This is a genomic window from Desulfoplanes sp., from assembly GCF_054921335.1.
In genome coordinates this window covers 25,588-50,779 of record NZ_JBUDSQ010000014.1, presented here as the reverse complement: position 1 = coordinate 50,779, position 25,192 = coordinate 25,588, and the positions used below count along the sequence as shown (strand labels likewise).

Below are 25,192 nucleotides of genomic sequence, written 5' to 3'. Positions count from 1 at the left end.
CGCTCCTCTTTCCAAATCAACATCATCCAGCCCACGACAATGACAAACCAGGACATCTACACCAGCCTCTTCCAGAACAGCCACTCGGTCATGCTCATCATCCACCCCGAAACGGGGAGGATCATGGACGCCAATCTCCAGGCATGCCGGTATTACGGGTATACCTGGGAGGAACTGACCGGATTGTCCATCATGGATATCAACATACTCAGCCCGGATCAGGTCAGGGAAGAAATGCAACGGGCCAAGCAGGAGGCCAGGAACCATTTCCTTTTTCCGCACATGCTGGCGAGCGGGGAGGTCAGAGATGTCGAGGTGTTCAGCGGCCCCATCACGGTCAGGGGAGAAAAACTCCTCTACTCCATTGTCTATGACATCACGGAACGGAACAAAAAAGAAAGGGAACGAGAAGAACTGATCGAAAAGCTGGAAAAGGCCCTCAAGGAGATCAAACAGCTCCAAGGGATCATTCCCATCTGCGCGTCCTGCAAAAATATCCGCGACGACCAGGGGGCCTGGAAACAGCTCGAAGAATATATTTCCGACCATTCCGATGCCGAATTCAGCCACGGCATCTGTCCGGAATGCGCCGAGAAACTGTATCCCGGCCTCAACCTCGGCAACCAGGACGACAACAAGGATTGATCCCCAAAAACACCAATGTACATTTTGTAACATACACGTTCCGCAGGGGCAGCCCCACGTGCCTCTACGTCTCCTCTTCACCAATCCTTTCAATCCGCACCGCACATTCCTTGAACGCCGGAATCCCGGAATCCGCATCCGTGATATCGCCGGTCAACCGGTTGATGGGCACCTCCCTGAAATGGAAGGTCGCAAAGACCTGTCCCGGGGCCGAACGATCCGTCAACACGCATCTGGCCGTGACCTCTCCCCGACGCGACACGATTCTGACCACATCTCCATCCACCAGCCCCAACCTTGCCCCGTCATCCGGATGGATCTCTACCCGCTCTTCCCTGGCCATCTGATCGAGCCCCTGTGAACGCCGGGTCATGGTCCCGGTATGATAATGATATCTCGATCTCCCGGTTGTCAGATAAAAAGGATACTCCGCATCGGGCACCTCGCCGGGCTCGTTGTACTCGATGCCGAACATGTTCGCCCTGCCTCTGGGAAATCCTCTGGCATACAGGAACCGGGTCCCCGGATGCTCAACATCCGGACACGGCCATTGCAGACCGCCCTCCTCTTCCAGACGCCCGTAGCTGATCCCCGCATAGGTCGGCACGACCCGCCGGATTTCCTCGAAGACCTCCCAGGCAGAATCATGATTCCAGGCTCCAAGCGCGTCCGGATTGCCCTTGAGACGCAGGACTCTCCCGGCCAGCTCGGCAATGATCTTCCACTCGGCCCGGAATCCGTTTCTGGGGCTGACAGCCCGGCGCACCCGCTGCACCCTGCGTTCCGTATTGGTGAACGTCCCGTTCTTCTCGGCAAAGCTCACACCCGGCAAAACAACATGGGCATGGCTGGCCGTCTCCGTGAGAAAGATATCCTGAACCACGAGAAAATCGAGATTACCGATCCCTTGGACCACATGATCAACGTCGGCCTCGCTCAGGACCGGATTTTCTCCCATGATGTACATGGCCTTGACGTCACCCGAACGGGCTGCACCAAACATCTTGGTTGCCGGCAATCCGGGACGGTCGAGCAATGATGTTTGCATTCCCCAGACATCACCAAACCTTGCGGTGGCCATGCCCGAACCCACAGGCACATACCCCGGCAGAACACCCGGCAGCGCTCCCATATCACAGGCCCCTTGGACATTGTTCTGCCCTCGCAAGGGGTTGATCCCGGTTCCGGGCCGGCCGATCTGGCCGCAGGTCAGGCAGAGATTGGCCAGGCTCTTGACGTTGTCCGTGCCGCGTTCGTGCTGGGTGATGCCCATGGTGTACAGGATCATGGCCCTGGGAGACCGGACATACGCAAGGGCTGCCTTGACGAGGTCATCGGCCGGGATACCGGTCATTCGTTCCACACGGTGCGGGGTGTAGCCGGCAACGACATCTCGGAGTTCATCCAATCCTTCGCAATGTTTTCCGACAAAAGACCGGTCCCACAACCCCTCCTTGAAAATGAAATGGAGCATCCCGTTGATCCATGCCACGTCCGTACCCGGCCGGGGACGTAGCCAGACATGGGCGGAACGGACCAGCTCGACCTTTCTGGGATCAATGACAATGAGTCTGGCCCCCTTGCGTTCCACGGCCCTGCGGATCTTGGCCGCGATCAGGGGATGGGTGGTGGTCGTGTTGCTCCCGGCCACCAGAATGCAATCGGTCTCTTCCAGTTCCGCCATGGAATTGGTCATGGCTCCGCTTCCCAGTGCCGCGGCCAGACCGGCCACGGTGGGGGCGTGTCAGAGCCTGGCGCAATGGTCCACATTGTTGGTCCCGAGAACCGTGCGGAAGAATTTCTGGAACAGATAGTTTTCCTCGTTGGTGCACCGGGCCGAGCTGAGACCTGCCAGAGAATCTGGGCCATGATCGCGCATGATCTCGTGAAATCGCCGAGCCGTCAGGTCCAGAGCCTCATCCCAGGAAGCCTCACGAAAAGATCCGTTTTCCCGGATAAGGGGCGTGGTGAGCCGTTCCCGAGCATGGATAAAATCCAGACCGAACCGCCCCTTGGTGCACAGGGAGCCGTCATTGACCCCGCCCCGGCAGGACGAGGCACCCTGGACACGATCATTGTACACCCGGAGATCCATTTCACACCCGCAGCCGCAATAGGGACACACGGTTCTGACCTTTTTCACCCGTGCCCCGGCCGGAATCTCGTCGAGAACATGGGTCTCGGTCAGCCCATTGACCGGACACACGGCCATGCACTCTCCGCATGACAGACATTCGATTCCAAATCCCTTGTCCTGCGTGATCGGCCCGATGGTAACCCCGGCTCCGCGGCCCACAAAGGAGAGCACCCCCTGCTCGCAGATCTCCTCACAGGCCTTGACGCACCGGCCGCACAAAATGCACCGGTCCGGATGGTAGGTGATAAGGGGCGTTGCCCCATAGGTAACAGGCCCTTTGGGGACCGGACAAAAGCCCATCTGGTCGATCTCTGCCTGGGTGATCCCGTAACACCGGGCCAGATCCTGAACACGACAGTCCCCGTCCAGTTCGCAGGTATCGCACTCCAGACGGTGGTCCATGAGCAGCAGAAGCAGGGTGTCCCGGCGGAGTTTTTCCAGCTTCGGGGTATGGGTCCGGACGACCATACCGGACCTGGCCGGGGTGGTGCATGCGGCAACGGGGGAATCGCTCCCCTCCACCTCCACGATGCACAACCGGCACGACCCGATAGGCTTGAGCCGTTCGTGGTAGCACAGGGTCGGGATGTGGATGCCGTTTGCCCGGGCGACTTCGAGGATGGTCTGGCCGCGGAGTCCCTCGCAGGGGATGGTATTCAGGGTGATGGAGATATCCTTTGTCTTCGTCTGTCTGCTATTCATGAGCACGCTCCTCTTCCCTGCCGATCATCACGATCCTGTAACAGCGCAGACATCGGTCCGCCTCGAGCAGGGCGTCTTCAGGGGGAATGGCCTCTTCAACCTGGTCAAAATCCCTGATCCGTTCACACACCTTGCGCTCACGCATCTTCATCCTGTCGAATCCCCGGGCCGGCCGATCGACGACGTCCTGGTCCAGCCTGGCCAGGAGGTTGTAGAAATACCTGAGTTGTTCGTCCCATTCCATGGCATGGGGGACCCCTCTGATATGCTGATCCATGGCGCGTGCGGCCCGTTCTCCGGCAGCCAGGGCCTCGACCAGGGTGGCCGGTCCCGAGGTACAGTCACCACCGGCAAAAATGCCGGGAACACTGGTTGCCATGGTCAGGGGATCGACCTGGATGGTCTTCCACGGCGTGGTCTTAAGGGCACACGCTTCCTCCATCCAGGACATGTCCATGCTCTGCCCGATGGCCGGGATGACCATATCGCATGGGATGACGAATTCCGAACCGGAAACGGGCTCGGGTCTGCGCCTGCCCTTGTGGTCGGGTTTTCCCGGCTGCATACGCACGCACTCCACACCCTTCACCCCGTCATGATCGCAGAGGATACGCACCGGATTGACCTGGAAATGGTAGTTCACCCCTTCTTCCTCGGCCTCGTGGATCTCCACCTTGTCCGCGGGCATGGCGGACCGATCCCGCCTGTAGACCAGATGAACCCCGTCGAACCCGAGACGCAGGGCCGAGCGGGAGCAGTCCATGGCCACGTTGCCGCCCCCCACCACAAGGGCCTTTCTGCCCCGGCGTATAGGTCTTCCCAGGTTGATCAGACGCAGGAATTCCACGCCGAGGATGTAGCCCGAGGGATGCTCCTCTTCCCCGGGAATACCCATGGGACGACCGTTCTGGGTGCCAATACCCAGGAAGACGGCGTCGAATGTGTCATGCAGTTCCTGCAGGCCGACATCCCTGCCCAAAGCGGTCGAGTACCGGATGGTGGCCCCCATATTTTCGACGCCCCTGATTTCCTCGCGAAGAATCGCACGCGGCAGTCTGTAGTCGGGAATCCCCAGGGCCGCCATGCCGCCGGGTTCCTCCATGGATTCGAACAGGGTGACCCCGTACCCGCGCTGGAGCAGGACATAGGCGGCCATGATCCCGGCGGGACCACTGCCCACGATGGCCACATGACCGGCCCGCGGCGAAACATCGCATGGAACAGGCCCCGGACGTACGGCCGCCTCGAGTTCCACATCGGAGACAAATTGCTTGAGGTGCTTGATGTCCACGGGATTGTCCGAGATGCCCCGCCGACAGGCCTGTTCGCAGAACCGCACACATACCCGGCCGCACACAGCAGGCAGGGGATTATGTTCGCGAATCACGGCCAGAGCCTGGGCATAGCGAGCCGAACGGATGAATTCGATGTATCTGGGAACATCCAGATGCACGGGACAGGCCTCGATACACGGGGCCGTGACCTTGAAGTCATACTTCCCGCGGTCTCTGCGGACCGGATTGACCACCGCGTCCAGAAATCGGTCCCGGAATTCGCTGATCAATTCCCTGACCGTGACAATGGATTGATGCCCCACCTCGCACATGGAACCGGCCCGCACCACATCGATCATCCGCTCGATGGCAGTGAGATCCTGTTCCCGGCCGTACCCGTCGCAGATCCTGGTCAGCAGATCGGCAATGATCCGCGTCCCGGTCCGGCATGGCAGACACTTGCCGCAGGATGTCTCCTGAATCCTGCAGGCATAGGCCCGGGCCATATCCACAGGATCGGCATTCGGACCGATCAAGAAAAAACCCTTCCACCCGGCAAGACAATTCATCTTCCTCCCGGGCACCCCCCTGCTCATCTCACAGAGTTCGAGAAGAATGCTCTGGGTCTCGGCAGGCAACGATTCCATATTCTCACCGCCATACCGGGTACCGTTCCAGTAGCCGAACAGGGTACGCGACCTAACAGGATTCATTGTATCTCACTTCACTCATTATCGTTTTGGAGAAAGTACATTTGAAGTGCGCAGTACGCAGAAAAGATGTAAACAGTGGTTTTATGTTCTAGGTGGTTAGGAAGGAAAAAAGAAGACGGGAGGCGGGAAACAGGAAAGACAACTGATTTTTAGGATTCGACAGCGGCCTGTCTCCGGATGATCCCGGTACAATCCGTTTTGGTTCCGGGCGGACACCGCCTCCTGCCTCCCGTCTCCTTTCAATCCTAAAACCGTCCCTACAACTTCACAAATTCCTTCTTGGCCGAAACAACCTTCTGCACATATCTCCGGGTCTCCAGGGCCGGGAGATCGGCCACCAGGGTCTTGTAGACCTCGCCCGGATGCATGCGGTTGATCTTGGCCGGCGCCCTGTCCCGATTTTTGGAAAAGGTTCTGAGCACGGAACCGGCCCCTCCGTTGTACGCCGCGATGACGCAATATTCCCGGGAGACAGGGTCGGTGATCTTTGCCAGGTATTTGTAATTGAGGATATGCAGGTAGGCTGCCCCGTACCGGATGTTGTTCCCGGGCTCAAACAAAAAATCCCGGGAGGGAACCCCCTGGTTGTCGTCGAGGAACCCGGACACATCCTGGCCGGCCGTTGCCGGAACGATCTGCATCAATCCGTAGGCCGGAACATGGCTGACCGCGAACGGGTTGAAATCGCTCTCCGTCTTCATGATCGCATACATCAGGTTGGGGCTGACATTGTATTTTCCGGCACACTCCAGAACATGGGGTTTGAACTTGCGGGCACGGACCAGAAGATGGTCCTTGACCATGGGGATGGTCACATAATGGATGGTTTTCCTGTGCCCATCGGCGGTGATCTTCCGTGATTCCATCTCCTCGCGGACAAGAACATCGGCAAACCGGTTGGCCCGCCATTCCCAGCGAACAGGCTTACCGTCCCGGTCCAGGACCTCCCCGTACAGAAACGGGCTCTCGCCGAGGACCACGGATTTGTCCGAGTACAGATCCACACCCCGTGGATCACTCGGAGTGAGCAATACGGTGACAAGGGCCTCGTGCAGACTCGAGGCGGGCTGCTTTTTATCCAGGGTTTCCACGGTAACGGTCCCCTTGTCGAAATCCACCCGTGCCCGAGCCATATAATTCTGGGTGTACTTCACATAGGTCTTGGCCGTCGGCTCTCTGGTCTCCTCCTCCCCCCACTCCGGCGTGACCGCCTTGCGGAACCGGTCGAGCATGTCGGCGAATTCCTTCAACCGGGCAGCCACTACCTGTGGATGGGAGACATAATAGACGCCCTTGCGCACGGCCAGTCTTCCGACCGCAGTGACATCCCCGGAAACAGTCGCAGTGGTCACGGAAAGGATCTCTCGGGTGGAGCATGAGGAAATAGACAAAAGATACAAAAAGATGAGGATGTGGATAAGGATTCGTTGCATAGCAATGTCGAGTCCTCCGTTCCCCCCTGTCTCCCTCCCTTTCCTATATCTCCCCAGCAACAAGATCTCCCATCTTCTCACCGCCGACCAGAGTCTGGCCGTCTTCCATGATATCGCCGGTTCGGTATCCGGCCTTGAGGACATTGCGGACGGCAGTCTCTATGGTCTGGGCCTCGTCCTGCATATCAAAGGAGTAACGCAACATCATGGCCAAGGAGAGGATGGTCGCCAGGGGGTTGGCCTTGTCCTCTCCGGCAATGTCCGGGGCCGAGCCGTGGATGGGTTCATAGAGACAGGGACTGCCCGCACCCAGTGAAGCCGAGGGAAGCATACCGATGGACCCGGTGAGCATGGCCGCCTCATCGGAAAGGATGTCCCCAAAAAGATTGCCGGTGACAATGACGTCGAATTGGGACGGATCACGCACCAGCTGCATGGCTGCGTTGTCCACGTACATGTGGGTCAGCTCCACCTCGGGATAATCGGCCGCAATGCGGACCACGGTCTCCCGCCACAACTGGGAGACCTCGAGCACATTGGCCTTGTCCACGTTGCACAGCCGCTTGCCCCGCTTCATGGCCGTCTCGAAACCGATCCGGGCGATGCGTTCTACTTCGGAAAGCTTGTAGACCATGGTGTTCAGGGCAGCCTGCTCCCCGTCACGGGTCTCGAATCCCTTGGGTTCGCCAAAATAGATCCCGCCGGTGAGTTCCCGGATGACCATGATGTCGATCCCCCGGGCCACGATGTCGGGCCTTAGAAACGATGCCTGGGCGAGCTCGGGGAAAAGCATGGCAGGACGCAGGTTGGCGAACAGTCCGAGCTCCTTGCGGATGGCCAGAAGCCCCCGTTCGGGCCGGATATCCCGCTCGATTTCGTCCCATTTGGGACCGCCGACCGCGCCGAGCAGAACCGCGTCGGCCCGCTTGCATGTTTCCACGGTTCCGTCCGGAAGGGGAACGCCCTTGGCATCGATGGCCGCCCCGCCGATGAGGGCGGTCTCGGTAGTCAATGAATGGCCGAACCGTTGGTTCACGGCCTCAAGCACCTTCATGGTCTGGGCAACGATCTCCGGACCGATCCCGTCACCGGGAAGAAGAGATATGTTTTTTTGCATGATGGACCTCGGGGAAAGAAAAAAAGGAGATAAGATATAGGATAGATGGTGCCGTATCTGACACTGGATACGTGGATTCACCCGTCTGGCCTTTGAAAATACGGCATCTGCACATAATCCCGCTACACGTTCCTTACGCAGATTTCTGCCGCTTCACGTATTCGATGAGCCCCCCCCCCTGCAGGAGTCCCTGCATGAACGCGGGGATGGGTTGGAACCGGATTTCGGTTCCCTTGGTCACATTTTTGATGACCCCTTCCTCGACCTGGATATCCAGCCCGTCCCCGTCGTCGATCCCGTCTATCTGATCGCCGACTTCAAGAAGAAGCAGCCCCATGTTGAACCCGTTGCGGTAAAAAATACGGGCAAAGCTGTGGGCCACGACCACGGGCATGCCAGCGCCGAGAATGGCCAGGGGAGCGTGTTCCCGGGAGGAGCCGCACCCGAAATTCTCTCCGGCAACCATGATGTCGCCCTTTTTGACCCGATCGACCCAGCCCGGGGCCAGCCCCTCCATGCACGCGGCCCCGAGTTCCTTGACGTCCGAAGTGACCAAGAACCTGGCCGGAATGATGGCATCCGTATCGATATGGTCACCGACCTTATGTACCTGTCCGGAAAAATGCATTGTTTCTCCTTGGTTGAATACGGTTTTACGTTTTGGTGTTAGGTGTTAGGTGTTCTCCTGCCTCCCGTCTCCGTATCTTCCTCAACCCTTACCCCTTCACATCCTTTCCCTAAAACCTAAATCTTAAAACCTGAAACTGCTGTTTATATCGCCTCAGGATGCACGATCTCCCCGGCAACCGCAGTGGCCGCGGCGACATCGGGACCTGCAAGATAGACCTCGGCCTGCAGGCTGCCCATGCGGCCCTTAAAATTCCTGTTGGTCGTGGCCAGACATTTTTCGCCGCCGGCCAGGATACCCATGTGACCGCCCAGGCAGGGGCCACAGGTGGGGGGGCCAACAATGGCACCAGCGTCCATGAACGTCTCGACAAGCCCCTCCCTGAGGGCCTGTTTGTAGATGCCGGGAGTGGCCGGCAGGACAACAAAGCGGACTCCCTTGGCCACCTTTTTGCCCTTGATGAGTTTGGCTGCCCGGCGCAGATCCGAGATGCGGCCGTTGGTACACGAACCAAGGACCACCTGATCCACCCTGGTATTGCGCACCTCGCTGACCGGTTTGACATTGTCCGGCAGATGGGGACAGGCGATCTGTGGGGCCATGCCGGTCACGTCGATATTGACCACCTGAGCATACGAGGCGTCCGTGTCCGGGGCCAGAGGCCCATCTCCGCCCCGCCCATGGTCACGCGTATAATTCAGGGTGGTCCCGTCCACGGGAAAGAGCCCGACCTTGCCCCCGGCCTCGATGGCCATATTGGCCATGGTCATCCTGCCCTCCACCCCCATGGTGTCGACCACGGAACCGCCAAATTCCAGGGCCCTGTACAGGGCACCGGAAACCCCGATTCTTCCGATCAGATTGAGTACCAGATCCTTGCCCGTAATGAACGGTCCCGGGTCGCCGGTGATCTCCACTCGAATAGTCTCGGGAACCTTGAACCAGGTTTCTCCCAGAGCCATGGCCGCGGCAACATCCGTGCTCCCCAGCCCCGTTGCAAAGGCACCCAGTCCGCCGTAGGTGCAGGTATGGCTGTCGGCCCCGACCACGATGTCGCCCGGCCCGACGATCCCCAATTCCGGAAGCAGGGCGTGCTCGACTCCCACCTCCCCGCCTTCATAGTAGTGAACGATTCCCTGGGCCCGAGCAAATTCCCGAACGAACTTGACCTGTTCGGCCGAGGCAATGTCCTTGTTCGGGGTAAAATGGTCGCAGACCAAAACCACTTTGGAGGTATCAAAAACCCTGTCCACCTCCATGGCCTTCAGGGACTTGATGGCAAGGGGTGCGGTAATATCATTGGCCAGGGCCAGCGAAATTGCGCATTTCACGATCTGGCCCGGACCGGTGATCTTCTCGCTGCAGTGGGCCTGAAGGATTTTTTCAGCTAAGGTCTGGTGCATATGATCTCCTCTTCTTCCTTTTTTGCCAATCGATTGAGTGCATTGATATACGCCTTGGCGCTGGCAATGATGACGTCGGGGTCGGATGCCCTGCCGACCGATGTTTTCTCCCCCTCGCCCAGTTTGACCGTCACCTCGCCCAGGGCATCGGAACCGCCGGTGATGGCATTGACGCTGTATCTGAGCAGATCGGGCTGCGTATCCACAAGCTGACAAATAGCGTTGAATACAGAATCGATGGGCCCTTCTCCGAACCCGGCCAGCTGTTTTTCCTCGCCGTCGATCTCCATTTTGATCACCGCCGTGGGAATAGCCATGTTCCCGGACATGGCGCTGAGATAGATCAGACGATACTTGTCCGGCAACCTGAAGACCTCTTCAAGGACCACCGCCTCGATATCCTCGATAAATACTTCCTTTTTTCTGTCCGCCAGCTTCTTGAAGGCCGCAAAGACGATATCCAGATGCTCTTCGGAGAGTTTGTAGCCCAACCCCTCCAAACGTTCCTTCAGGGCATGCCGTCCTGAATGCTTGCCCAGAACCATATCCGTTGTCGTCCGGCCGATATGCTCGGGGGTCATGATCTCGTAGGTCTGTCGATTCTTGAGAATCCCGTCCTGATGGATACCCGATTCATGGGCAAAGGCGTTGTCTCCGATGATCGACTTATAGGGCGGGATGGGTTGACCGATGATCATGGAAAGGAGGCGGCAGGAAGGATAGATCTGCTCCTTCTTGATCTTGTTGGTCAATCCGTAGACATCGGAACGGACGTCCAGGGCCATGACCAATTCTTCCAGGGCCGCGTTCCCGGCCCGCTCACCGATCCCGCAAAGGGTCACCTCGGCCTGCCTGGCCCCGGCACCGATGGCCGCTACGGTGTTGGCCACCGCCAGACCAAGGTCATTGTGACAATGTACACTGAAGATGGCTTGATCACTGTTGGAAACATTGTTCAAGAGATAGGTGATGAGTTCCCTGAATTCTTCGGGCTGGGCATAGCCAACAGTATCTGGAATATTGATCACCTTGGCCCCGCAGGAGATGGCCAATTCAACGATCCTGGCCAAAAATTCCGGATCGGACCTGGAAGCATCCTCGGCTGAGAACTCTACATTGGAGGTCAAGGAGGCGGCATGTGTCACGGCCTCTCTGGCCATTTCCAGGACCTGGTCCTTGTCCTTGCGCAGCTTGTGCCGCATATGGATGTCCGAGGTGGCGAGAAAGGTATGGATACGCGGATCTGCCGCGGCCCGTATAGCCTCCCAGGCCCTGTCGATATCAGGCTTGATGGCCCGGCAGAGTCCTGCAACCTGGCACTCCCTGACCTCTGCGGCGATAGCCCGAACCGACTCGAAATCTCCGGGACTGGCTGCCGGAAATCCGGCCTCGATGATGTCCACGCCGAGATGTTCCAGCTGACGGGCCAAGCGGATCTTTTCCCGCAGGTTCATGGTGGCTCCGGGAGACTGCTCGCCGTCACGCAATGTGGTGTCGAAAATGAAGATGCTCTCTTCCATGGTTTCCTCCGGCTTGGGTGGTGAGAATAGAGGCATGCGAAGATGATCGTTTTGGATACGACTATGGAATTGTCAGGTGCCCCCTGTCCGAAAACACCTTCTTAACAACGACCGTCCGCATGCTCAAAAAAAAAGACGAGAAGGAATGGTTCCGACTCGTCTCGCTCCAACTATGTTGGTGGTGCAGATGTGCTGAGCTAGTTTATGATAGCTTGGCGGACGGTCTCCGTAGTTTGTAGGACCGTAGTAGGGGTAGAATAATGTAGGAATAAATGGGCCCGGAAAGAATATAGCCAATAAAAAAGACGAACCCGAGCAGCTTCGGTTCCGAAGCCACCAGAACAAAAAGCATGATCACGGTCACCGTGGCGCTGAAACGATGGGCCTTGACCACCTCGAAATCCTTGAAAGAAGCATAGCGGACATTGCTGACCATGAGCAGGGAGAGGACTATAGCCAATCCGACACAGAATGCGGGTAACACGGTCGTTGCCACGTTTTCAGGCAGATAGGGGGCAAAAAGGACAAGACAGGCCAGGGTGCAGGCGGAGGCAGGAATGGGCAGCCCTACAAAAAATTTCTTGGAGACCACGTTCACCTGGACATTGAACCGGGCCAGACGCAACGCCCCGCAAACGATGAGCATAAATGAAGAAACGAGCCCCAAACGGCCAAAAGCGTGGGTCTGCCAAAGGTTGATCATGATCGCCGGGCTGACCCCGAAGGCGACAAGATCGGCCAGAGAATCGAACTGGACCCCGAAATCCGAGGCGGAATTGGTCAGCCGAGCAACCTTTCCATCCAACCCATCAAAAAGACAACTGAACAGAACGGCCAGTGCGCATTTTTCTATCTGCCCGTCAATCGCCCACAATATGCCCAGAAAGGCCGTGAACAGGCTGGCCGTTGTCATGAGGTTGGGCAGGATATAAAATCCTTTGTGGATGGGTTTCTGGCTGGGCATGATCAATATTCGCTCGTGAATGTTCTCTGGAAGATAGGGTTAAACGTGTTTTTTTGAGGCCAGGACGGTCTGCCCGGCAAATACGGTATCGCCGATGCGTATGGTTGGCTCATAGCTACCCGGCAGATAAAGGTCAAGCCTGGATCCGAACTTGATCAGACCGAACCGTTCCCCCCGGGCTATGCTATCGCCGGATTCCGTCCAGCAGATGATCCGCCTGGCAATGAGACCGGCTATCTGGACCACGGTCCAGGACTTGCCGTCCTCGTCCATGATCCTCACGGCGTTGCGCTCATTATCAGTTGAGGCCTTATCGAACGAGGCGTTGAAGAACTTGCCCGGATAATAACGGATCTCGTCGACGGTCCCGTCCACCGGAGCCCTGTTTACGTGGACATTGAACACGTTCATGAACACGCAGATGGTCGTACGCTCCTTGCCCGTAAAGGGATCGCGCATGGTCTCGATCTTGACCACCTTGCCGTCGGCCGGCGAGACGGCCACGCCCTTTTCCTGGGGGGGGACCCGCTCGGGATCGCGGAAAAAATTCATGACAAAAAAGAGGAGCACAAAGGCGAGCAGGGCCGGAATGGCCCACTCGAGCAGGGCAAAGACCAGAGTAAGCAGGGCCGTGAGACCGATGAACGGAAGCCCTTCCAGGCTGAGACCGATGGTTGGTTTTTTCATGATCGTTCCTTGGACACATCCTCAGCAAGGGATGCGGTGAGATGAAATCGTCGATGGATCACGGGTCCATACCCAAGAGGGGTAGGGTTGGCAAATGGAAGGACCGACAAAAAAAATATAACCACGGAGGGCGCGAAGGCACGCGAAGAAAAACCCGGACCCAATCAGAAAGCCGACAAAAATGCCTTTCCCTGGGAACGCCGACCGTCTGGTCGGGCTTTCGAGCAATGTCTGAAGGGTACGCCTGTAGCACCTGAACATGGCGGAAACGCATTGCCGAGCAGACGCTCGGCGTTCCCAGGAGGAAGAAACAGGATCAATCCGTCATTGACTCGATATTTCCCAAGCCGACAAGGGTGATGTTCCACGACTCTACCCTTCTCCACCATACTGCTTCTTCCATTCATCCAGAAACAAGATGGCCGTCTCCACCCGCGAGAGCTTGCCCTGCTGCTGCCTAATGGCCCAGACAACGTCCTTGAAGGACGACCGTAAGGGGAGCTGAAGCCTTTCAAGCAAACATTTAAGTTCGCCACGCAGATCCTCGTCCAGTTCCGTTGCCCAGCCTGCAGAATCATCCCGTTTGGCTGGCCACCCTTCCCGATCGGCTGCAATATGATCGATCAGCGTCTGCATGCGGACGGCATAGGTGTGATCCCTGAGCACCCTGGTTCTGGCACGCTCAGCAAAACATTCACGTTCCTCGGGATGAGCCAGAAAATAGTCGATCTTCTTGAACAGCTCATCCATGGAGCCGAAGGTGGCCATCTCATCTTCGGCAAAAAGCTCGGGCAACAGGGTCCGGCGGTCAACGAGTTGGAAACCACCGCAGCAGGCCAGTTCAAGGGTCCTGGGATTGACGAAATCACCGTCCCCTACCAGGGTATTCCTCTTAATGGACGAGTGCAGATTCAGGTTGATCTTTGCGGCATTGAATATCTTGACGCACTCTTCGGGGGAAATCCTGGCCCCGCCGCGCTGGACGATCTCCTGCAGGGTCGGCTCCCCCTCCCACTCGTTCCCCCAGATTTTAAAATTATATCCCAATAATTCCCGGAAGGCCAACCGTCGGTTCGGGTACCCGGCCCCCAAAAAAGAGAGGTCACTCCCGAATGCCCGTTGTTCGGCCGGGGGAAGTTCCAGGGGCCGGTGAAAATCCGGCTGGGCGGCCATGGGCAGATAGAGATGGTTGGTCACCCCGATCTTTTCCAGCTCATGCTCAAAGGGCTCCTTTTGGATGATGGCGAAATAATCATACAAGGGAGCGAAACCCCGCCAGTACGTAAAGACACTATAGTCTTCCACGAACCACATGGCCGTTGGCACATTGTCCCGGTGCAACCTTTTCAGTGCCTGCCGACTCATGGGGGCCTGGGCCAGGGCCAGGACGAGATCGGGCTCGAATGTTTCCACCTTGGCCAGCACGGCCGTGGACAACAGCTGCAGGTAGCTATTCTGGAGGTACTCCAACCGGTCCATGCCCACACGGAGTTTTTCCAGAGCATTGTAGCCGTCAAAAAATGCGGGGGCCTCGAAGGTTTCAACGATATGCCCCATGGAACGCAGAGCGCTGACGCAATAGCGGCCTATAGGCAGGGAGCCTCCGTAGAAGGGAAGGACAACAAGAACACGGATGGGGGAGGTCATGGTGGTCATGGGGTGCTCGATGGGAATAACGGTTGAATCCTCGGTATGGCTTGGTCTGGACTGAACAGATTGTTTTCCCTCGCCTCCCGGGGCTCGGAAAAACGGGCAATTCCTGAACTGCCCCCTACGGGATAGATGACGGCAACCGGCCAAAATTCGGTTCTAAAAATAACGTAACCATTCAGGTACATTTTTTAAGAATCAGAATTGGAAATTTTAGAAATTTTAGAACGTTAAGAGATTTTTACATCTTCGAGATTGTAGGCGGTTAGCATAGGGGTCTCTCATTTCTTACCTATCTGAAATCCCTAAATTTCTGAAATCTACGGGCCAATAAAAAATTTTAACAATATATTTCAAATAGTTACCTCTTTTCGGATTTTAATCTGAATAGTTGCCTCATTCCCTACATTTCTTACATCCTCCAGTTTCTCATTGTTTTGATCAGCACTCAGTTTCGGTTTTGACGATAAATTTTACCATGTCGTAACAGTAACATTGTGACCTGAATAGCTACAAAGTGGCAACGTTTTTTCAGGGTGCAACAACCAATATTATCACAACATGGTCGTAGATTCTCGAACCATCCAATCTCTTTCGCGATAAAATTCTTTGAGCACCTCGGCTGGAGCAGGATGGTCGACTTCAGCACCAAGGTGTTTGTGCACGGTGACGAGCTCCCGCAGAATCCGGCGCCGTTCCCGGAATGCATCGCGACCTGCCAGGGGATGACAGGCAATCCCCAGCCTGTCGAACGCGGTCGAAAAAAGTGCCAAATCATCGGACCAGTCTTTGATCGATCTGCCGGAGACGTACCGGAGCAACGAACGTGAAGCAAAAGAGGCGGCGCAACGGACCTGATGCTGGCATGCATCTCCCTCTCTACAGGGAGCGCAGGGCTGGACAGATTGAACCACGACATGCCCCTGACCATAGGGTCCGGTCTCGTGACACCATGCTGAGGCCAGAAAAAAGGCCATTACAGGAACACCCAGATGGGCGGCCAAGTGCATGGTGCCCGTGTCGGGGGTGAGCAGCAAATCGAGCTTTTGGACATGGTCCACAAGCTCCTGCCAATCGGTTCTACCGGTCAAATCACGGACCTCTCGGTCCACGGCAGGCCGGAGAAAGGTTCGCAGATCCCTGGCCATGCGTGATTCTGCACGGGTTCCCAGAAGAAGAACAGGGCCATGACCGATCCGTTCCAGGGCAGCAGCGGTCAACAGGGCAAGGGTCCTGGCATCCAGGGAACGTCTGGACTCGCGCCCGGCCAGCACCACGCCTATCCCCCCACCTCCGGCCCGGGCAGCAGGATTGACCTTTTCGGGAGGTATGGTGTCGTCTGCGTATCCTGCCCAGAGATCGACAAGATTGAGGGGAGAAGTCTGCCTGCCGGCTGAAAGTCGAAACCCGGTTTCCGCCCATGCATCCTTGCGCCACTGGCCATGTTCCATTCTGTACCCCCGGACGAGACCGGGATCAAACAGGGAGGCCAAGGCCATGTTCAGCCCTGAAAAATTGAGATTGAAAACCTGATCGGCGTTGGTGTCCCCAAGGTCGGCGCATGCTGCCATCGTTTCCGTCAGAAACGGGCCGTCCTGCATATGTTTCCCGCCATGCGCCCGGACACCATGGACCGTGGCCTTCGGATAGACAAGCTCGGCCAGTTTACACAAGGAATGATCGACTACAAGATGAACGTCACCAGCCCCTTGCCCGACCAAAGAAGCAATGAGTCTTTTGGTCTGCACGAGGTCCCCGAAGCGTGCCAGTTGAATGACCAGAGAGGTGGGCATGGTCTACCTTGGTAAATCAAATAGTTGTCGTTAAAATAGTATGCTTCTGCCGGAGCGATCCCCGTTTGTCAGGTCGGCTTGACCCATCTACCACCAAAGCTGTCCAAAGCCAAACACGCCCCGGCCTGTCATCCACGATCTCTGCTTGGCCTGCCTTGCCAACAGCACCCCGTTCCTCTAAGGCAGACTACCGGTACATAAGGATAAGCACGCATAGATTTCCGTATAGCCCCTTTATCATCCCCAATCCGGCCCAACGCCCACCCATGCCCAAAAACGATACGCTCTCACTCCCGGTCATCTTCACGTTCTGGCTCCCACTGGCCCTGGTCTGGCTGATGATGGGCATCGAACAACCGACCATCGCAGCCGTCATTGCCCGGCTTCCGGAAACAAAGGAAAACCTGGCCGCCTTTGGGCTGACCTTTGCCCTCTCGCTGATCATCGAGGGGCCGATCATCCAGCTCCTCTCGGCCGCCAATGTCCTTGCAAAGAGCCGACAATCCTATAGGAGACTCCTCGGCTTTACCCACATTGCAGGATGGGCCCTCTCCCTCATCCATCTGGCCATCGCCGTCACTCCCCTTTTCGACCTCATCGTCACCGGGATCATCCATGCGCCAGCGGAAATCGTGGAAACGACAAGGTGCGCCTTCCTGATCATGACCCCATGGACCGTGGCCATCGCCTACCGGCGGCTGTGGCAAGGGATCCTCATCGGTTACGGGCACACCTCCATCATCCCCCTGACCATGACCAGTAGACTGGTGGCCATCGCTGCCACGCTGGGAATAGGCTCGTTCTTTTCTGTTTTTTCAGGGGCCTGCCTGGGCGCTCTGGCCCTGAGCTGTGGAGTGGTCACCGGGGCGGTGGTCACCTGGTTCTTTGCCCGCCGGGTAGTCAGGGTGGAGATCCCCGACGATGGGGCAAGCCACCTGACCTGGTCCCGCCTTCTCGGGTTCTATGTCCCCCTGGCCCTGACCTCCATGATCGGCCTGGCCGTCCAGCCGGTCATGTCCATCGGACTGGCCAGGATGGACCATCCCTTGGAATCCCTGGCCATCTGGCCGGTGCTCATGGGATTCACCGCCATGTTCCAGACCCCGTGCTTTTCCTATCAGGAAGCGGTTGTGGCCCTTCTGCCCCGCAAGGGCGGGTACCCTGTATTGGAACGGTTCACCCGGATTCTGGGCACAACGCTGACGTTGTGTTTTTTCGCGGCCGCCATGTCCGAACCGCTCCGTTGGCTCTGGTTCGGCGGGGTCTCGGGGCTCTCGGACCACCTTCTCTCCTTTGTCCGCTCCCCCCTGATCGTCCTTGCCCTGGTCCCTCTACTGACCGTTACCATCGCATGGTTCCGGGGGATCCTGGTCACTAATCGCCACACCACGGCCGTGACCTATGCGGTCCTGGTCAGCGCATCCGTCCTGGTGGGGTCGATGGTTATCCTCCCCCGGTTCATGCACCTTCCCGGGGTGGCCATCGTTGCACTCTGCCTTGTTCTTTCCCTTGCAGCGGAATCTGGCTTTTTGAAATTGTGTGTTGTACGTGATGAAAAAGAAAAACTCCGGACATCAGGCAGATGTACCAACACCTAGATGGTCCGCCCACCAAACCATCCGTATCGGTCAACAACGATATCTGTTCCTCATGATTATCAGTCCGACCTCCCCTCCTTCAAACCGAGCAAGAGAGTACAATGCGCAATGACGACCAGGATCGCTCCACGGCTATTCTCCACTGTCCCTTTGGCATCCCGCATCTCCTTTTGGGAATCTATGGGGTGGTTTTCGTCCTTCTCGGCTATGCCCCCCACGACCGCGGAGTCTGGGTCGCCGAAAACCTACCCATCGTGCTCATCGTCCTCGGTCTGGTGCTCACATTCAGGACACACCGGTTCTCGAACACGGCCTATGGGCTCATGGCCGTCCTGATTTTTCTGCACACCATCGGGGCCCACTATACCTTTTCCCGGGTACCCTTTGGGCTGATCACGGAGACCTTCGGTTCCGCCCGCAACCACTTTGACCGCATCGCCCATTTCAGCGTAGGCTTTTACGCCTTTGCCGCGGCCGAACTCCTCCTGCGCCGACGTTGGGTCGTATCCAAAACCATCCTGACCCTCTTCCCCCTGTTCTTCATCTTCTTCGTAGCCGCCGGCTATGAGATCCTGGAATGGTTCTTCGTCCTGATCATGGCCCCCGATGCGGGCACGGCCTTTCTCGGTATCCAGGGAGATCCCTGGGACGCCCAAAAGGACATGCTCGCCGACGCCTTGGGCGCGGCTGCATCGCTGGTTCTTTTTTGGATGACCAACTACAAAGAAATCATGGAGCTGCCAAAGGCCGATAATAGAGCATAGGGACAAGGCATGCCTTGGTCCTTTTGGGGCCAAAGTCTCGTTGATGGCCGTCGTTCCGGCGAAAACCGGGATCTTGAGGACTCAAAGAGCTTGCCCAAGACATCAGAACAACGCCCAACGGGGAGAAATCCCGGGTCAAGGACAACATGGTGTGCTCCAAGTCCGGAATGACGTGTTCCGTCGTGCTTTCGTGTATTTTCCACGTCCCCCGGAAATCGGTAAAACCTACATCCAGTTATGTCCGTTAGCGTGCAGGGTCTGCCCCTGCGGACATCTGCCGTCCTGCCTTGGATTTTCCCTACCCAAACAGCCGTTTGCACAGGCTGCGCACCAATCGTTTGGGGCCAAAGACCTGGGGCCGGAGTTCCTTCGGGACTTCGAACCCCTCAAATGCAAAGGATTCCTTTGTTTCTAAAGGATAGCTCAAATTCTCGGGGAACGCCCCCGGGATCCCCTGCCGGACACACTCCTGCCAAAGAAACACATCCTTGGGCCCCAAACCGAGCAACGTGTACACGGCAGTATCCAACGCAACGGTATCATGGGCAGCCCCGAGCAATCTCCCGGCAAACTCTTCGCCATGGGTCGGCCCTGTCCTGTGCATGGCCGTGATACCATCCATAAGGGTGATCGTCCTGGGGAGCACGCTCATGAGATGGACAAAAAAGGCCGGAAACCGCGCCTTCCTGTCTCCGTGCCTGAAATGGATCAGCGGCTTTCTAAACCCGCAGACCGTGCCGAAAAGATTTTTCACGCCTGCGGAGACACGCATCTGGCAATGGGCCTTGAGTTTGGGCAGGTTGACCACCAAGGCGGCATCCAGGGCCCATTTGGAGATTCCGGAAGTAAAAGGGCCGAAACACGTTTGTACAGGATGGTCTAGGGTCACGAATCGAAGATCAAGGGTCCGGAGGGCATCGAGCAACCCATAAGATGAGGCAACCTTACGGGCCGAACCAAAGGCGGGAGAATCCCCAACGACCACGGAGCACCCTCTGTCGAGGAAATACCGGGCCACGGACCGGACTATCTGGGGGTGGGTGCAGGAAAGAGAGGCGTTACGAGAGGAGATGAGGTTGGGTTTGATAAGAATATAGCCACCGGACGGAACGGGAACCTGCAATGCATCCAGAAGCCGGAAGACACGCGACTCGACCCGCTTGTAATCATCAGCTCTGGCCAAAAAAACATCTATACCGGTCATGGTTCCATTACGGTTTGGGCCCGTGCTCTCGCTATCGGTGGTAAAACAGCATCAATAGGCGCGGCTGGCAAAGATGGCCATCCCTCCGTCAATTTTGCAGATATACCATCCGACCGGTCGTCCGGGCATACCGTCCCGATGCGTGCGGTCTTTTTGCTCTACCAGTCATGAGCCCTGTTTGTCCTAAAATCCAAAAAAAAATCCCGGAAAATTTTCCGGGATTTCTTTATATACGCATTATTCAGAAGCGGCGGCAAACTCTTGCCGGATCTCTTCAAGAAGCTTTCTTGCCTGCCGGATCTTGGCGGCCTGTTCCTTGGAAGCGGCCTGGCTTCCTAGATAGTCGGCCGTGTTGGCCATTTCCCGGGTCATGGTCCCCATGAGCATATATTTCGTTTTTTGGGGCAAGGTCTTGAGTGAGGCCACGTCCTGCTCCAGGGTAACGACACGGGGCTGCAATCCGTTCAGCGTTTCCACCTTGTGCCTGAGTTCCGTGAGATTCTGTCGAAAACCAAAATAGAACACGACCAATAAGATAATGGACATGATGGAAATGGCGATGGCCACCTTGCCCGAATCCTTGCGCGTATCGATCAGGTCCTTTTGCACTTCTTCGGCATAATTGACCGCCTGGGTTTCCGTCCGCATGTCCTTTTCCTGTGCTTCCATCTGGTTCTCCCTTGTGCACGGCATGGTTGGTACCTTTTCCATATTCATGGAAAAGTAAAATATGATATACAAAATATTTTCTGGAGGCAAGACAGCACGTTCCGGCCTCCCCACGGGCCGTCACGACTTAATTGATCATACTCTGCAGGGGCGCGGGAATGAGCCCTCCCCTGCGGACAAAAACATCTGACCCTCCGGGCGACCGTACGGGCATGATCTCCGCCTCGCCGAGCAAACCACCGAACCGGGCAAAATCCCCGGCCTTTTTGCCGGGTACGGGAATAATCCGCGTGGCCGTGGTCTTTTTGTTGATCATACCGATGGCCATCTCATCGGCGATGATCGCCGAAAGGGTCTCTGCAGGGGTGTCACCGGGCAGGGCAACCATATCCAGCCCCACCGAACAGACCGCGGTCATGGCCTCGAGTTTCTCCAGACAGAGATCACCACAGCTGGCAGCCTCTGCAATATTCAGATCTTCTGTCACCGGAATGAAGGCCCCGCTCAGTCCCCCGACCCGTGAGCTGGCAAAGGCCCCGCCCTTTTTCACGGCATCGTTGAGCATGGCCAGTATGGCGGTGGAGCCGGGCACGCCGATATTTCTCAGACCGATAGCCTGGAAAATCTCACCCACGCTGTCTCCCACATTGGGTGTCGGGGCCAAGGAGAGATCCACGATCCCGAACTGCACGCCCAATTTTTTGGCCACATTCTTGCCGATGAGCTGTCCGGCCCTGGTTACCTTGTAGGCGGTCTGCTTGATGACCTCGGAAATCTCACCGATGGAGGCATCGGGATTGCTTACCAACGCCCGATCAATGGCCTTTTTGACCACACCGGGACCGCTGACCCCCACATTGATCACGGAGGAAGGTTCCCCAACGCCCAGATACGCTCCGGCCATAAAGGGAACATCCTGCGGAATATTGGAGAACACGCATAGTTTGGCACAGGCGAGCCCGTCTTTGTCCGAGGTCATGTCGGCGGCCTGTTTGATGATTTTTCCCATCTTGGCCACGGCGTCCATATTGATCCCTGCACGGGTCGTGGCCACATTCACGGAAGCGCATATCCGGTCGGTCATGGTCAGGGCCTCGGGAATGGACTCGATAAGGGAAACATCCCCCGGAGCCATCCCCTTCTGGACCAAACACCCGAATCCGCCGATGAAGTCGATGTTCACCTCCTTGGCGGCCCGGTCCAGTGTCCTGGCGATAGACACCATCTGGGAAGAAGAAAACGGTGCCCCGACTACACCGATGGGGCTTATGGCAATGCGTTTATTGACAATGGGAATCCCGTAAATATCCCCAATCTCATCGCACACCTTGACCAAATTTGCGGCCAAGCCGGTGATCCGGTTGTAAATTTTGTCCTGAAAACGGTTCAGATCATCCGAGGCACAATCGAACAGATTGATACCCAGGGTGACAGTGCGCACATCCAGGTGCTCGTTCTTGACCATCTCTATGGTCGACAGGACTTCGCGTTCAGTAAGCATGCTCTTTCCTCATTTGTAACAGCCCGGCATCTCCGCTCCGTTACCCGTTATCGATTCTTTCCCTGATTAAATCCGATTGATGGATTCGAAAATTTCCCGGTGCTGCACGGAATAATCGAGCCCGAGTTCCCGACACGTGGTACCAAGGTCGCCCCGAAATGCCCCCTGGTCCGAGGAAACCGGAAAATCGGCCTCGAAAATCATGATGAAAGTGGCATCATCCGTGTCCATATGGCTGACGGCCTTGAGCTCGGTAATATTGCCGCCGGCCCGGTTGATGACCTCGGAAACCCTGGCCACCTGGCCCGAACAATCGGGTCCGCTCGTAGTGACGACAAGGGGATTGCATGTTTTGCATCCATGACCATCGGTCGATGCCGCGGGACGCAGAAAAACGCTCAGATCCAGCGGTTCGAGTGCTTTTACGAGCTCTTTCTCAAGAACATCCAGACAGGACTCCGGGCAATCAACAAGCAAAATTGCCGCGAATTCCGCCTGCAGGATAGTCTGGGTGAGGTCCTCGATATTGCACCCATGAGCATAGAGAATGTTCGAGACAGAGGCCACGATGCCCGGACGATCCTGTCCCAGAACCGATACGACAATTTTTTCCACCTTCGCACTCCTTTGTAAAATCAAAGATTGAGTAGTGCCCGAACTTCCCGACGGACAATATCCATGTACCGGGGAAAAACCTTTTGCAGTGGCGGGGTCAGCTCCATCTTCCACGTGTACAGCTCCAACGGTTCGACACCCAGCACTGTCAACTCGGGCTTGTTCCCCAGCAATTCTGCCATTTTCAGGGAATCGAGCAAATCAATATCATGCAGGGAAAGAGGATGTTCGTCGTTCTCCCGCAGGTCCTTTTCCTTATGGCGATAGATGGTCCCGGGTTCACGACCTCCCCGAACGACATCAAGGACCAGAAGTTTCTCATATTCTTGGAATAGATAGAATATATCCTGGGTAAAGGTCCCCCCATCGATGAAGTCGACCCGATCCAGAGGCCACCCTTCTTCCTTTTGAAGCTCCTGGACCGCGTAAACCCCCATTCCTTCATCCATAAGCAGGAGATTTCCCACCCCCAGGACAAGTAATTCTTTCATCATATATCTCCAAAATTTCATGTGCCTTCATGACGGATACGAAAAAAGGCCGGACAAGATCCGGCCTTTTATGGTCATTGGGTGCTGGTTGTCCAGCATAAGGTTTAGATGCACTCGTAGGTAACGACGTTCTCTTCACCGGTCTCAGCGTGCAGCACGTGCACGGCACAACCCAGTCACGGATCAAAGGAGCGGATCAACCGCCCCACGTTGACGGGACACTTGGGATCGGGAACCGGAACACCGATCAAACATTCCTCGATCGGACCGCGCTGGCCCATGTCGTCCATGGGGTTGGCGTTCCAGATGGTCGCTGAAATGATCTGGTAGTTGCTGATCTTCTGATCCTTGACATCCACATAGTGGAGCAGAGCGCCACGGGGAGCCTCGGTCATACCCAGACCTTCAGCGGTCTCGGGAAGTTCGTATTCCATGTAGGTGGACTCACCGGGAACGATCTGCTTGAGCCACTCGCCCATGGCTTCGGCAACATACAGGGTTTCCTCGGCACGGGCCACGTGGCGGCCCATGATGGAGAAGGCCTTCTCACCCAGGTCACGGACCTTCTTGGCGTTGATGCCGTATTTTTCCTTGAGCATCTTCTTCCCGACATCACTGAGCTCGGGATTGCTGACCCACATGCGGGCAAGAGGACCTGCTTCACAGGGCTTGTCGCCATAACGGGGAGACTTGATGAAGCTGTAGGCGGAAGCCTTGTCAAGATCGGGAACAGTCTCGCCCTCGGAAAAATTGAGCCCGGACTTGCTCTGGTCGAAATAGGAATGACCGACGTATTCCTTGATCTTGGCGGGATCGACTTCTACATCCTTACCATCGACATAGGCACCACGCTTGAGCAGCAGATCCAGAGGATTGCTGTCGCTCAAGGGAAAGACACCCCAGGCCACACAATTCCTGTAGCCGGCACCGGTCTCGAAGAGATCGGGGTACACGGTTCCAAGAGTGTAGATAAGGGGGAGATATTCTTCCCTGACAAAGGCGATGACTTCCTTGAACCGGGCGTAGTACTTGGCGATCTTTTCCTTGGACGGAGCCTCGGAAGTACCACCGGCAACCATTCCCTGGACATGGGGCATCTTGCCGCCGAGAAGGGCGACCATCTCGTGACAGATACGACGGATTTCAAGAGCTTTCAGGTACTGGTCAAGGCCATACTTGTTGACGGCATCGGCCTTTTTGACATCCTTGATCCGGTTGGTGATCAGATCGGGGTTTTCGTACCGAGGAATAAACGGAGCAGCGTCCGGTCCTTTGACATAGTCCAGAGCGGCAAGATGATAGAAGTGGAGGATATGGGACTGAAGGAAGTTAGCACCGAGAATGAGGTTACGGGCTATACGACCGTTGGTCGGGATATTGACATCAAACGCATCGTCAAGGGCCAGAACCGATGCCGTGGCATGAGCCGTGGGGCAGACACCGCAAATACGCTGCGTCAGCTGGGAAGCATCCCGTGGATCACGACCGACCAGTATATTTTCAAAACCACGGTACATACCACCGAAACACCTGGCATCGACAACCTTTCCGTTCTTGACCTCCACCTCGACCTTGAGATGCCCCTCGATCCTGGTCACCGGATCGACGGCAATCTTGATTTTCTTGGAAGAAACTCCTGCAACCGGAGCTTTGCTTGGCTTGCATCCTGACATATATGAACTCC

20 protein-coding genes are annotated in these 25,192 nt (G+C 56.6%); 3 read left to right on the top strand and 17 right to left on the bottom strand.

Annotated features, from left to right (window positions below):
• The first annotated feature begins 39 nt into the window (after window positions 1-39).
• Window positions 40-645, top strand: a complete 606-nt coding sequence (locus ACY692_RS04955) for a PAS domain S-box protein (protein ID WP_462324236.1) — start codon at window positions 40-42, stop codon at window positions 643-645.
• 64 nt (window positions 646-709) lie between these two features.
• On the opposite strand, the gene fdhF is transcribed toward ACY692_RS04955, so the two are convergent.
• From fdhF to ACY692_RS04900, 11 genes are all read right to left on the bottom strand, one after another.
• Complete coding sequence (gene fdhF, locus ACY692_RS04950) at window positions 710-3,484, bottom strand: formate dehydrogenase subunit alpha (RefSeq protein WP_462324235.1); 2,775 nt, start codon at window positions 3,482-3,484, stop codon at window positions 710-712.
• The gene (locus ACY692_RS04945) at window positions 3,477-5,471 is read right to left on the bottom strand and encodes an FAD-dependent oxidoreductase (protein ID WP_462324234.1); all 1,995 of its coding nucleotides are present in this window, start codon (window positions 5,469-5,471) and stop codon (window positions 3,477-3,479) included. Before ACY692_RS04945 ends, fdhF begins: the two co-directional genes overlap by 8 nt.
• A 257-nt stretch (window positions 5,472-5,728) precedes the next feature.
• Window positions 5,729-6,904, bottom strand: a complete 1,176-nt coding sequence (locus tag ACY692_RS04940) for a murein transglycosylase domain-containing protein (RefSeq protein ID WP_462324233.1) — start codon at window positions 6,902-6,904, stop codon at window positions 5,729-5,731.
• A 43-nt stretch (window positions 6,905-6,947) separates the two neighbouring features.
• Window positions 6,948-8,021, bottom strand: a complete 1,074-nt coding sequence (gene leuB / locus ACY692_RS04935; RefSeq protein ID WP_462324232.1) for a 3-isopropylmalate dehydrogenase — start codon at window positions 8,019-8,021, stop codon at window positions 6,948-6,950.
• Window positions 8,022-8,154: 133 nt separating this feature from the next.
• Window positions 8,155-8,649, bottom strand: coding sequence for a 3-isopropylmalate dehydratase small subunit (locus ACY692_RS04930; protein WP_462324231.1), 495 nt, complete (start codon window positions 8,647-8,649; stop codon window positions 8,155-8,157).
• 143 nt (window positions 8,650-8,792) lie between these two features.
• Window positions 8,793-10,052: a 3-isopropylmalate dehydratase large subunit gene (gene leuC, locus ACY692_RS04925; protein ID WP_462324230.1), complete on the bottom strand. Its 1,260-nt coding sequence runs from the start codon at window positions 10,050-10,052 to the stop codon at window positions 8,793-8,795.
• Window positions 10,037-11,572, bottom strand: a complete 1,536-nt coding sequence (locus ACY692_RS04920) for a 2-isopropylmalate synthase (RefSeq protein ID WP_462324229.1) — start codon at window positions 11,570-11,572, stop codon at window positions 10,037-10,039. The genes leuC and ACY692_RS04920 overlap by 16 nt, the downstream gene beginning before the upstream one ends.
• Window positions 11,573-11,774: 202 nt before the next feature.
• On the bottom strand, window positions 11,775-12,536 hold the full coding sequence (gene pssA / locus ACY692_RS04915; protein WP_462324228.1) for a CDP-diacylglycerol--serine O-phosphatidyltransferase: 762 nt from the start codon (window positions 12,534-12,536) through the stop codon (window positions 11,775-11,777).
• A gap of 39 nt (window positions 12,537-12,575) precedes the next feature.
• Entirely contained in the window at window positions 12,576-13,223 is a 648-nt protein-coding gene (locus ACY692_RS04910; protein WP_462324227.1) for a phosphatidylserine decarboxylase family protein, read from the bottom strand.
• Between the two features lie 372 nt (window positions 13,224-13,595).
• Window positions 13,596-14,870: a CgeB family protein gene (locus tag ACY692_RS04905; RefSeq protein WP_462324240.1), complete on the bottom strand. Its 1,275-nt coding sequence runs from the start codon at window positions 14,868-14,870 to the stop codon at window positions 13,596-13,598.
• A gap of 557 nt (window positions 14,871-15,427) precedes the next feature.
• A complete protein-coding gene (locus tag ACY692_RS04900; protein WP_462324226.1) occupies window positions 15,428-16,666 on the bottom strand; it encodes a glycosyltransferase family 9 protein in 1,239 nt (412 codons plus the stop codon).
• 266 nt (window positions 16,667-16,932) lie between these two features.
• Between ACY692_RS04900 and ACY692_RS04895 the strand changes: the two genes are divergently transcribed.
• Complete coding sequence (locus ACY692_RS04895; RefSeq protein WP_462324225.1) at window positions 16,933-18,264, top strand: hypothetical protein; 1,332 nt, start codon at window positions 16,933-16,935, stop codon at window positions 18,262-18,264.
• Window positions 18,265-18,365: 101 nt separating this feature from the next.
• A complete protein-coding gene (locus ACY692_RS04890; protein ID WP_462324224.1) occupies window positions 18,366-19,028 on the top strand; it encodes a DUF2238 domain-containing protein in 663 nt (220 codons plus the stop codon).
• A 298-nt stretch (window positions 19,029-19,326) separates the two neighbouring features.
• Here the strand turns inward: ACY692_RS04890 and ACY692_RS04885 are convergent, their stop codons facing one another.
• From ACY692_RS04885 to hysA, 6 genes are all read right to left on the bottom strand, one after another.
• The gene (locus ACY692_RS04885; RefSeq protein WP_462324223.1) at window positions 19,327-20,232 is read right to left on the bottom strand and encodes a DUF362 domain-containing protein; all 906 of its coding nucleotides are present in this window, start codon (window positions 20,230-20,232) and stop codon (window positions 19,327-19,329) included.
• Window positions 20,233-20,469: 237 nt separating this feature from the next.
• Window positions 20,470-20,901, bottom strand: a complete 432-nt coding sequence (locus ACY692_RS04880; protein ID WP_462324222.1) for a hypothetical protein — start codon at window positions 20,899-20,901, stop codon at window positions 20,470-20,472.
• A 127-nt stretch (window positions 20,902-21,028) separates the two neighbouring features.
• Window positions 21,029-22,402 carry a DUF711 family protein gene (locus tag ACY692_RS04875; RefSeq protein ID WP_462324221.1) on the bottom strand — a complete coding sequence of 458 codons (1,374 nt, stop codon included), beginning with the start codon at window positions 22,400-22,402 and terminating at the stop codon, window positions 21,029-21,031.
• Window positions 22,403-22,468: 66 nt separating this feature from the next.
• On the bottom strand, window positions 22,469-23,017 hold the full coding sequence (locus ACY692_RS04870) for a glycine cleavage system transcriptional repressor (protein WP_462324220.1): 549 nt from the start codon (window positions 23,015-23,017) through the stop codon (window positions 22,469-22,471).
• Window positions 23,018-23,037: 20 nt separating this feature from the next.
• Window positions 23,038-23,508 carry a NiFeSe hydrogenase maturation protease gene (gene hysD / locus ACY692_RS04865; RefSeq protein WP_462324219.1) on the bottom strand — a complete coding sequence of 157 codons (471 nt, stop codon included), beginning with the start codon at window positions 23,506-23,508 and terminating at the stop codon, window positions 23,038-23,040.
• Window positions 23,509-23,684: 176 nt separating this feature from the next.
• Complete coding sequence (gene hysA, locus ACY692_RS04860) at window positions 23,685-25,181, bottom strand: NiFeSe hydrogenase large subunit HysA (protein WP_462324218.1); 1,497 nt, start codon at window positions 25,179-25,181, stop codon at window positions 23,685-23,687.
• Window positions 25,182-25,192: the final 11 nt, after the last annotated feature.

What these genes read in the sequence shown, in the direction of transcription:
- ACY692_RS04910 (WP_462324227.1), bottom strand. Translation starts at nt 13,223, where the DNA reads ATGAAAAAACCAACCATCGGTCTCAGCCTGGAAGGGCTTCCGTTCATC.
- hysA (WP_462324218.1), bottom strand. Translation starts at nt 25,181, where the DNA reads ATGTCAGGATGCAAGCCAAGCAAAGCTCCGGTTGCAGGAGTTTCTTCC.
- hysD (WP_462324219.1), bottom strand. Translation starts at nt 23,508, where the DNA reads ATGAAAGAATTACTTGTCCTGGGGGTGGGAAATCTCCTGCTTATGGAT.
- ACY692_RS04945 (WP_462324234.1), bottom strand. Translation starts at nt 5,471, where the DNA reads ATGAATCCTGTTAGGTCGCGTACCCTGTTCGGCTACTGGAACGGTACC.
- ACY692_RS04920 (WP_462324229.1), bottom strand. Translation starts at nt 11,572, where the DNA reads ATGGAAGAGAGCATCTTCATTTTCGACACCACATTGCGTGACGGCGAG.
- leuC (WP_462324230.1), bottom strand. Translation starts at nt 10,052, where the DNA reads ATGCACCAGACCTTAGCTGAAAAAATCCTTCAGGCCCACTGCAGCGAG.
- ACY692_RS04880 (WP_462324222.1), bottom strand. Translation starts at nt 20,901, where the DNA reads ATGGAAGCACAGGAAAAGGACATGCGGACGGAAACCCAGGCGGTCAAT.
- ACY692_RS04885 (WP_462324223.1), bottom strand. Translation starts at nt 20,232, where the DNA reads ATGACCGGTATAGATGTTTTTTTGGCCAGAGCTGATGATTACAAGCGG.
- ACY692_RS04900 (WP_462324226.1), bottom strand. Translation starts at nt 16,666, where the DNA reads ATGCCCACCTCTCTGGTCATTCAACTGGCACGCTTCGGGGACCTCGTG.
- ACY692_RS04890 (WP_462324224.1), top strand. Translation starts at nt 18,366, where the DNA reads ATGCGCAATGACGACCAGGATCGCTCCACGGCTATTCTCCACTGTCCC.
- ACY692_RS04905 (WP_462324240.1), bottom strand. Translation starts at nt 14,870, where the DNA reads ATGACCTCCCCCATCCGTGTTCTTGTTGTCCTTCCCTTCTACGGAGGC.
- ACY692_RS04875 (WP_462324221.1), bottom strand. Translation starts at nt 22,402, where the DNA reads ATGCTTACTGAACGCGAAGTCCTGTCGACCATAGAGATGGTCAAGAAC.
- ACY692_RS04895 (WP_462324225.1), top strand. Translation starts at nt 16,933, where the DNA reads ATGCCCAAAAACGATACGCTCTCACTCCCGGTCATCTTCACGTTCTGG.
- ACY692_RS04930 (WP_462324231.1), bottom strand. Translation starts at nt 8,649, where the DNA reads ATGCATTTTTCCGGACAGGTACATAAGGTCGGTGACCATATCGATACG.
- ACY692_RS04955 (WP_462324236.1), top strand. Translation starts at nt 40, where the DNA reads ATGACAAACCAGGACATCTACACCAGCCTCTTCCAGAACAGCCACTCG.
- ACY692_RS04940 (WP_462324233.1), bottom strand. Translation starts at nt 6,904, where the DNA reads ATGCAACGAATCCTTATCCACATCCTCATCTTTTTGTATCTTTTGTCT.
- pssA (WP_462324228.1), bottom strand. Translation starts at nt 12,536, where the DNA reads ATGCCCAGCCAGAAACCCATCCACAAAGGATTTTATATCCTGCCCAAC.
- leuB (WP_462324232.1), bottom strand. Translation starts at nt 8,021, where the DNA reads ATGCAAAAAAACATATCTCTTCTTCCCGGTGACGGGATCGGTCCGGAG.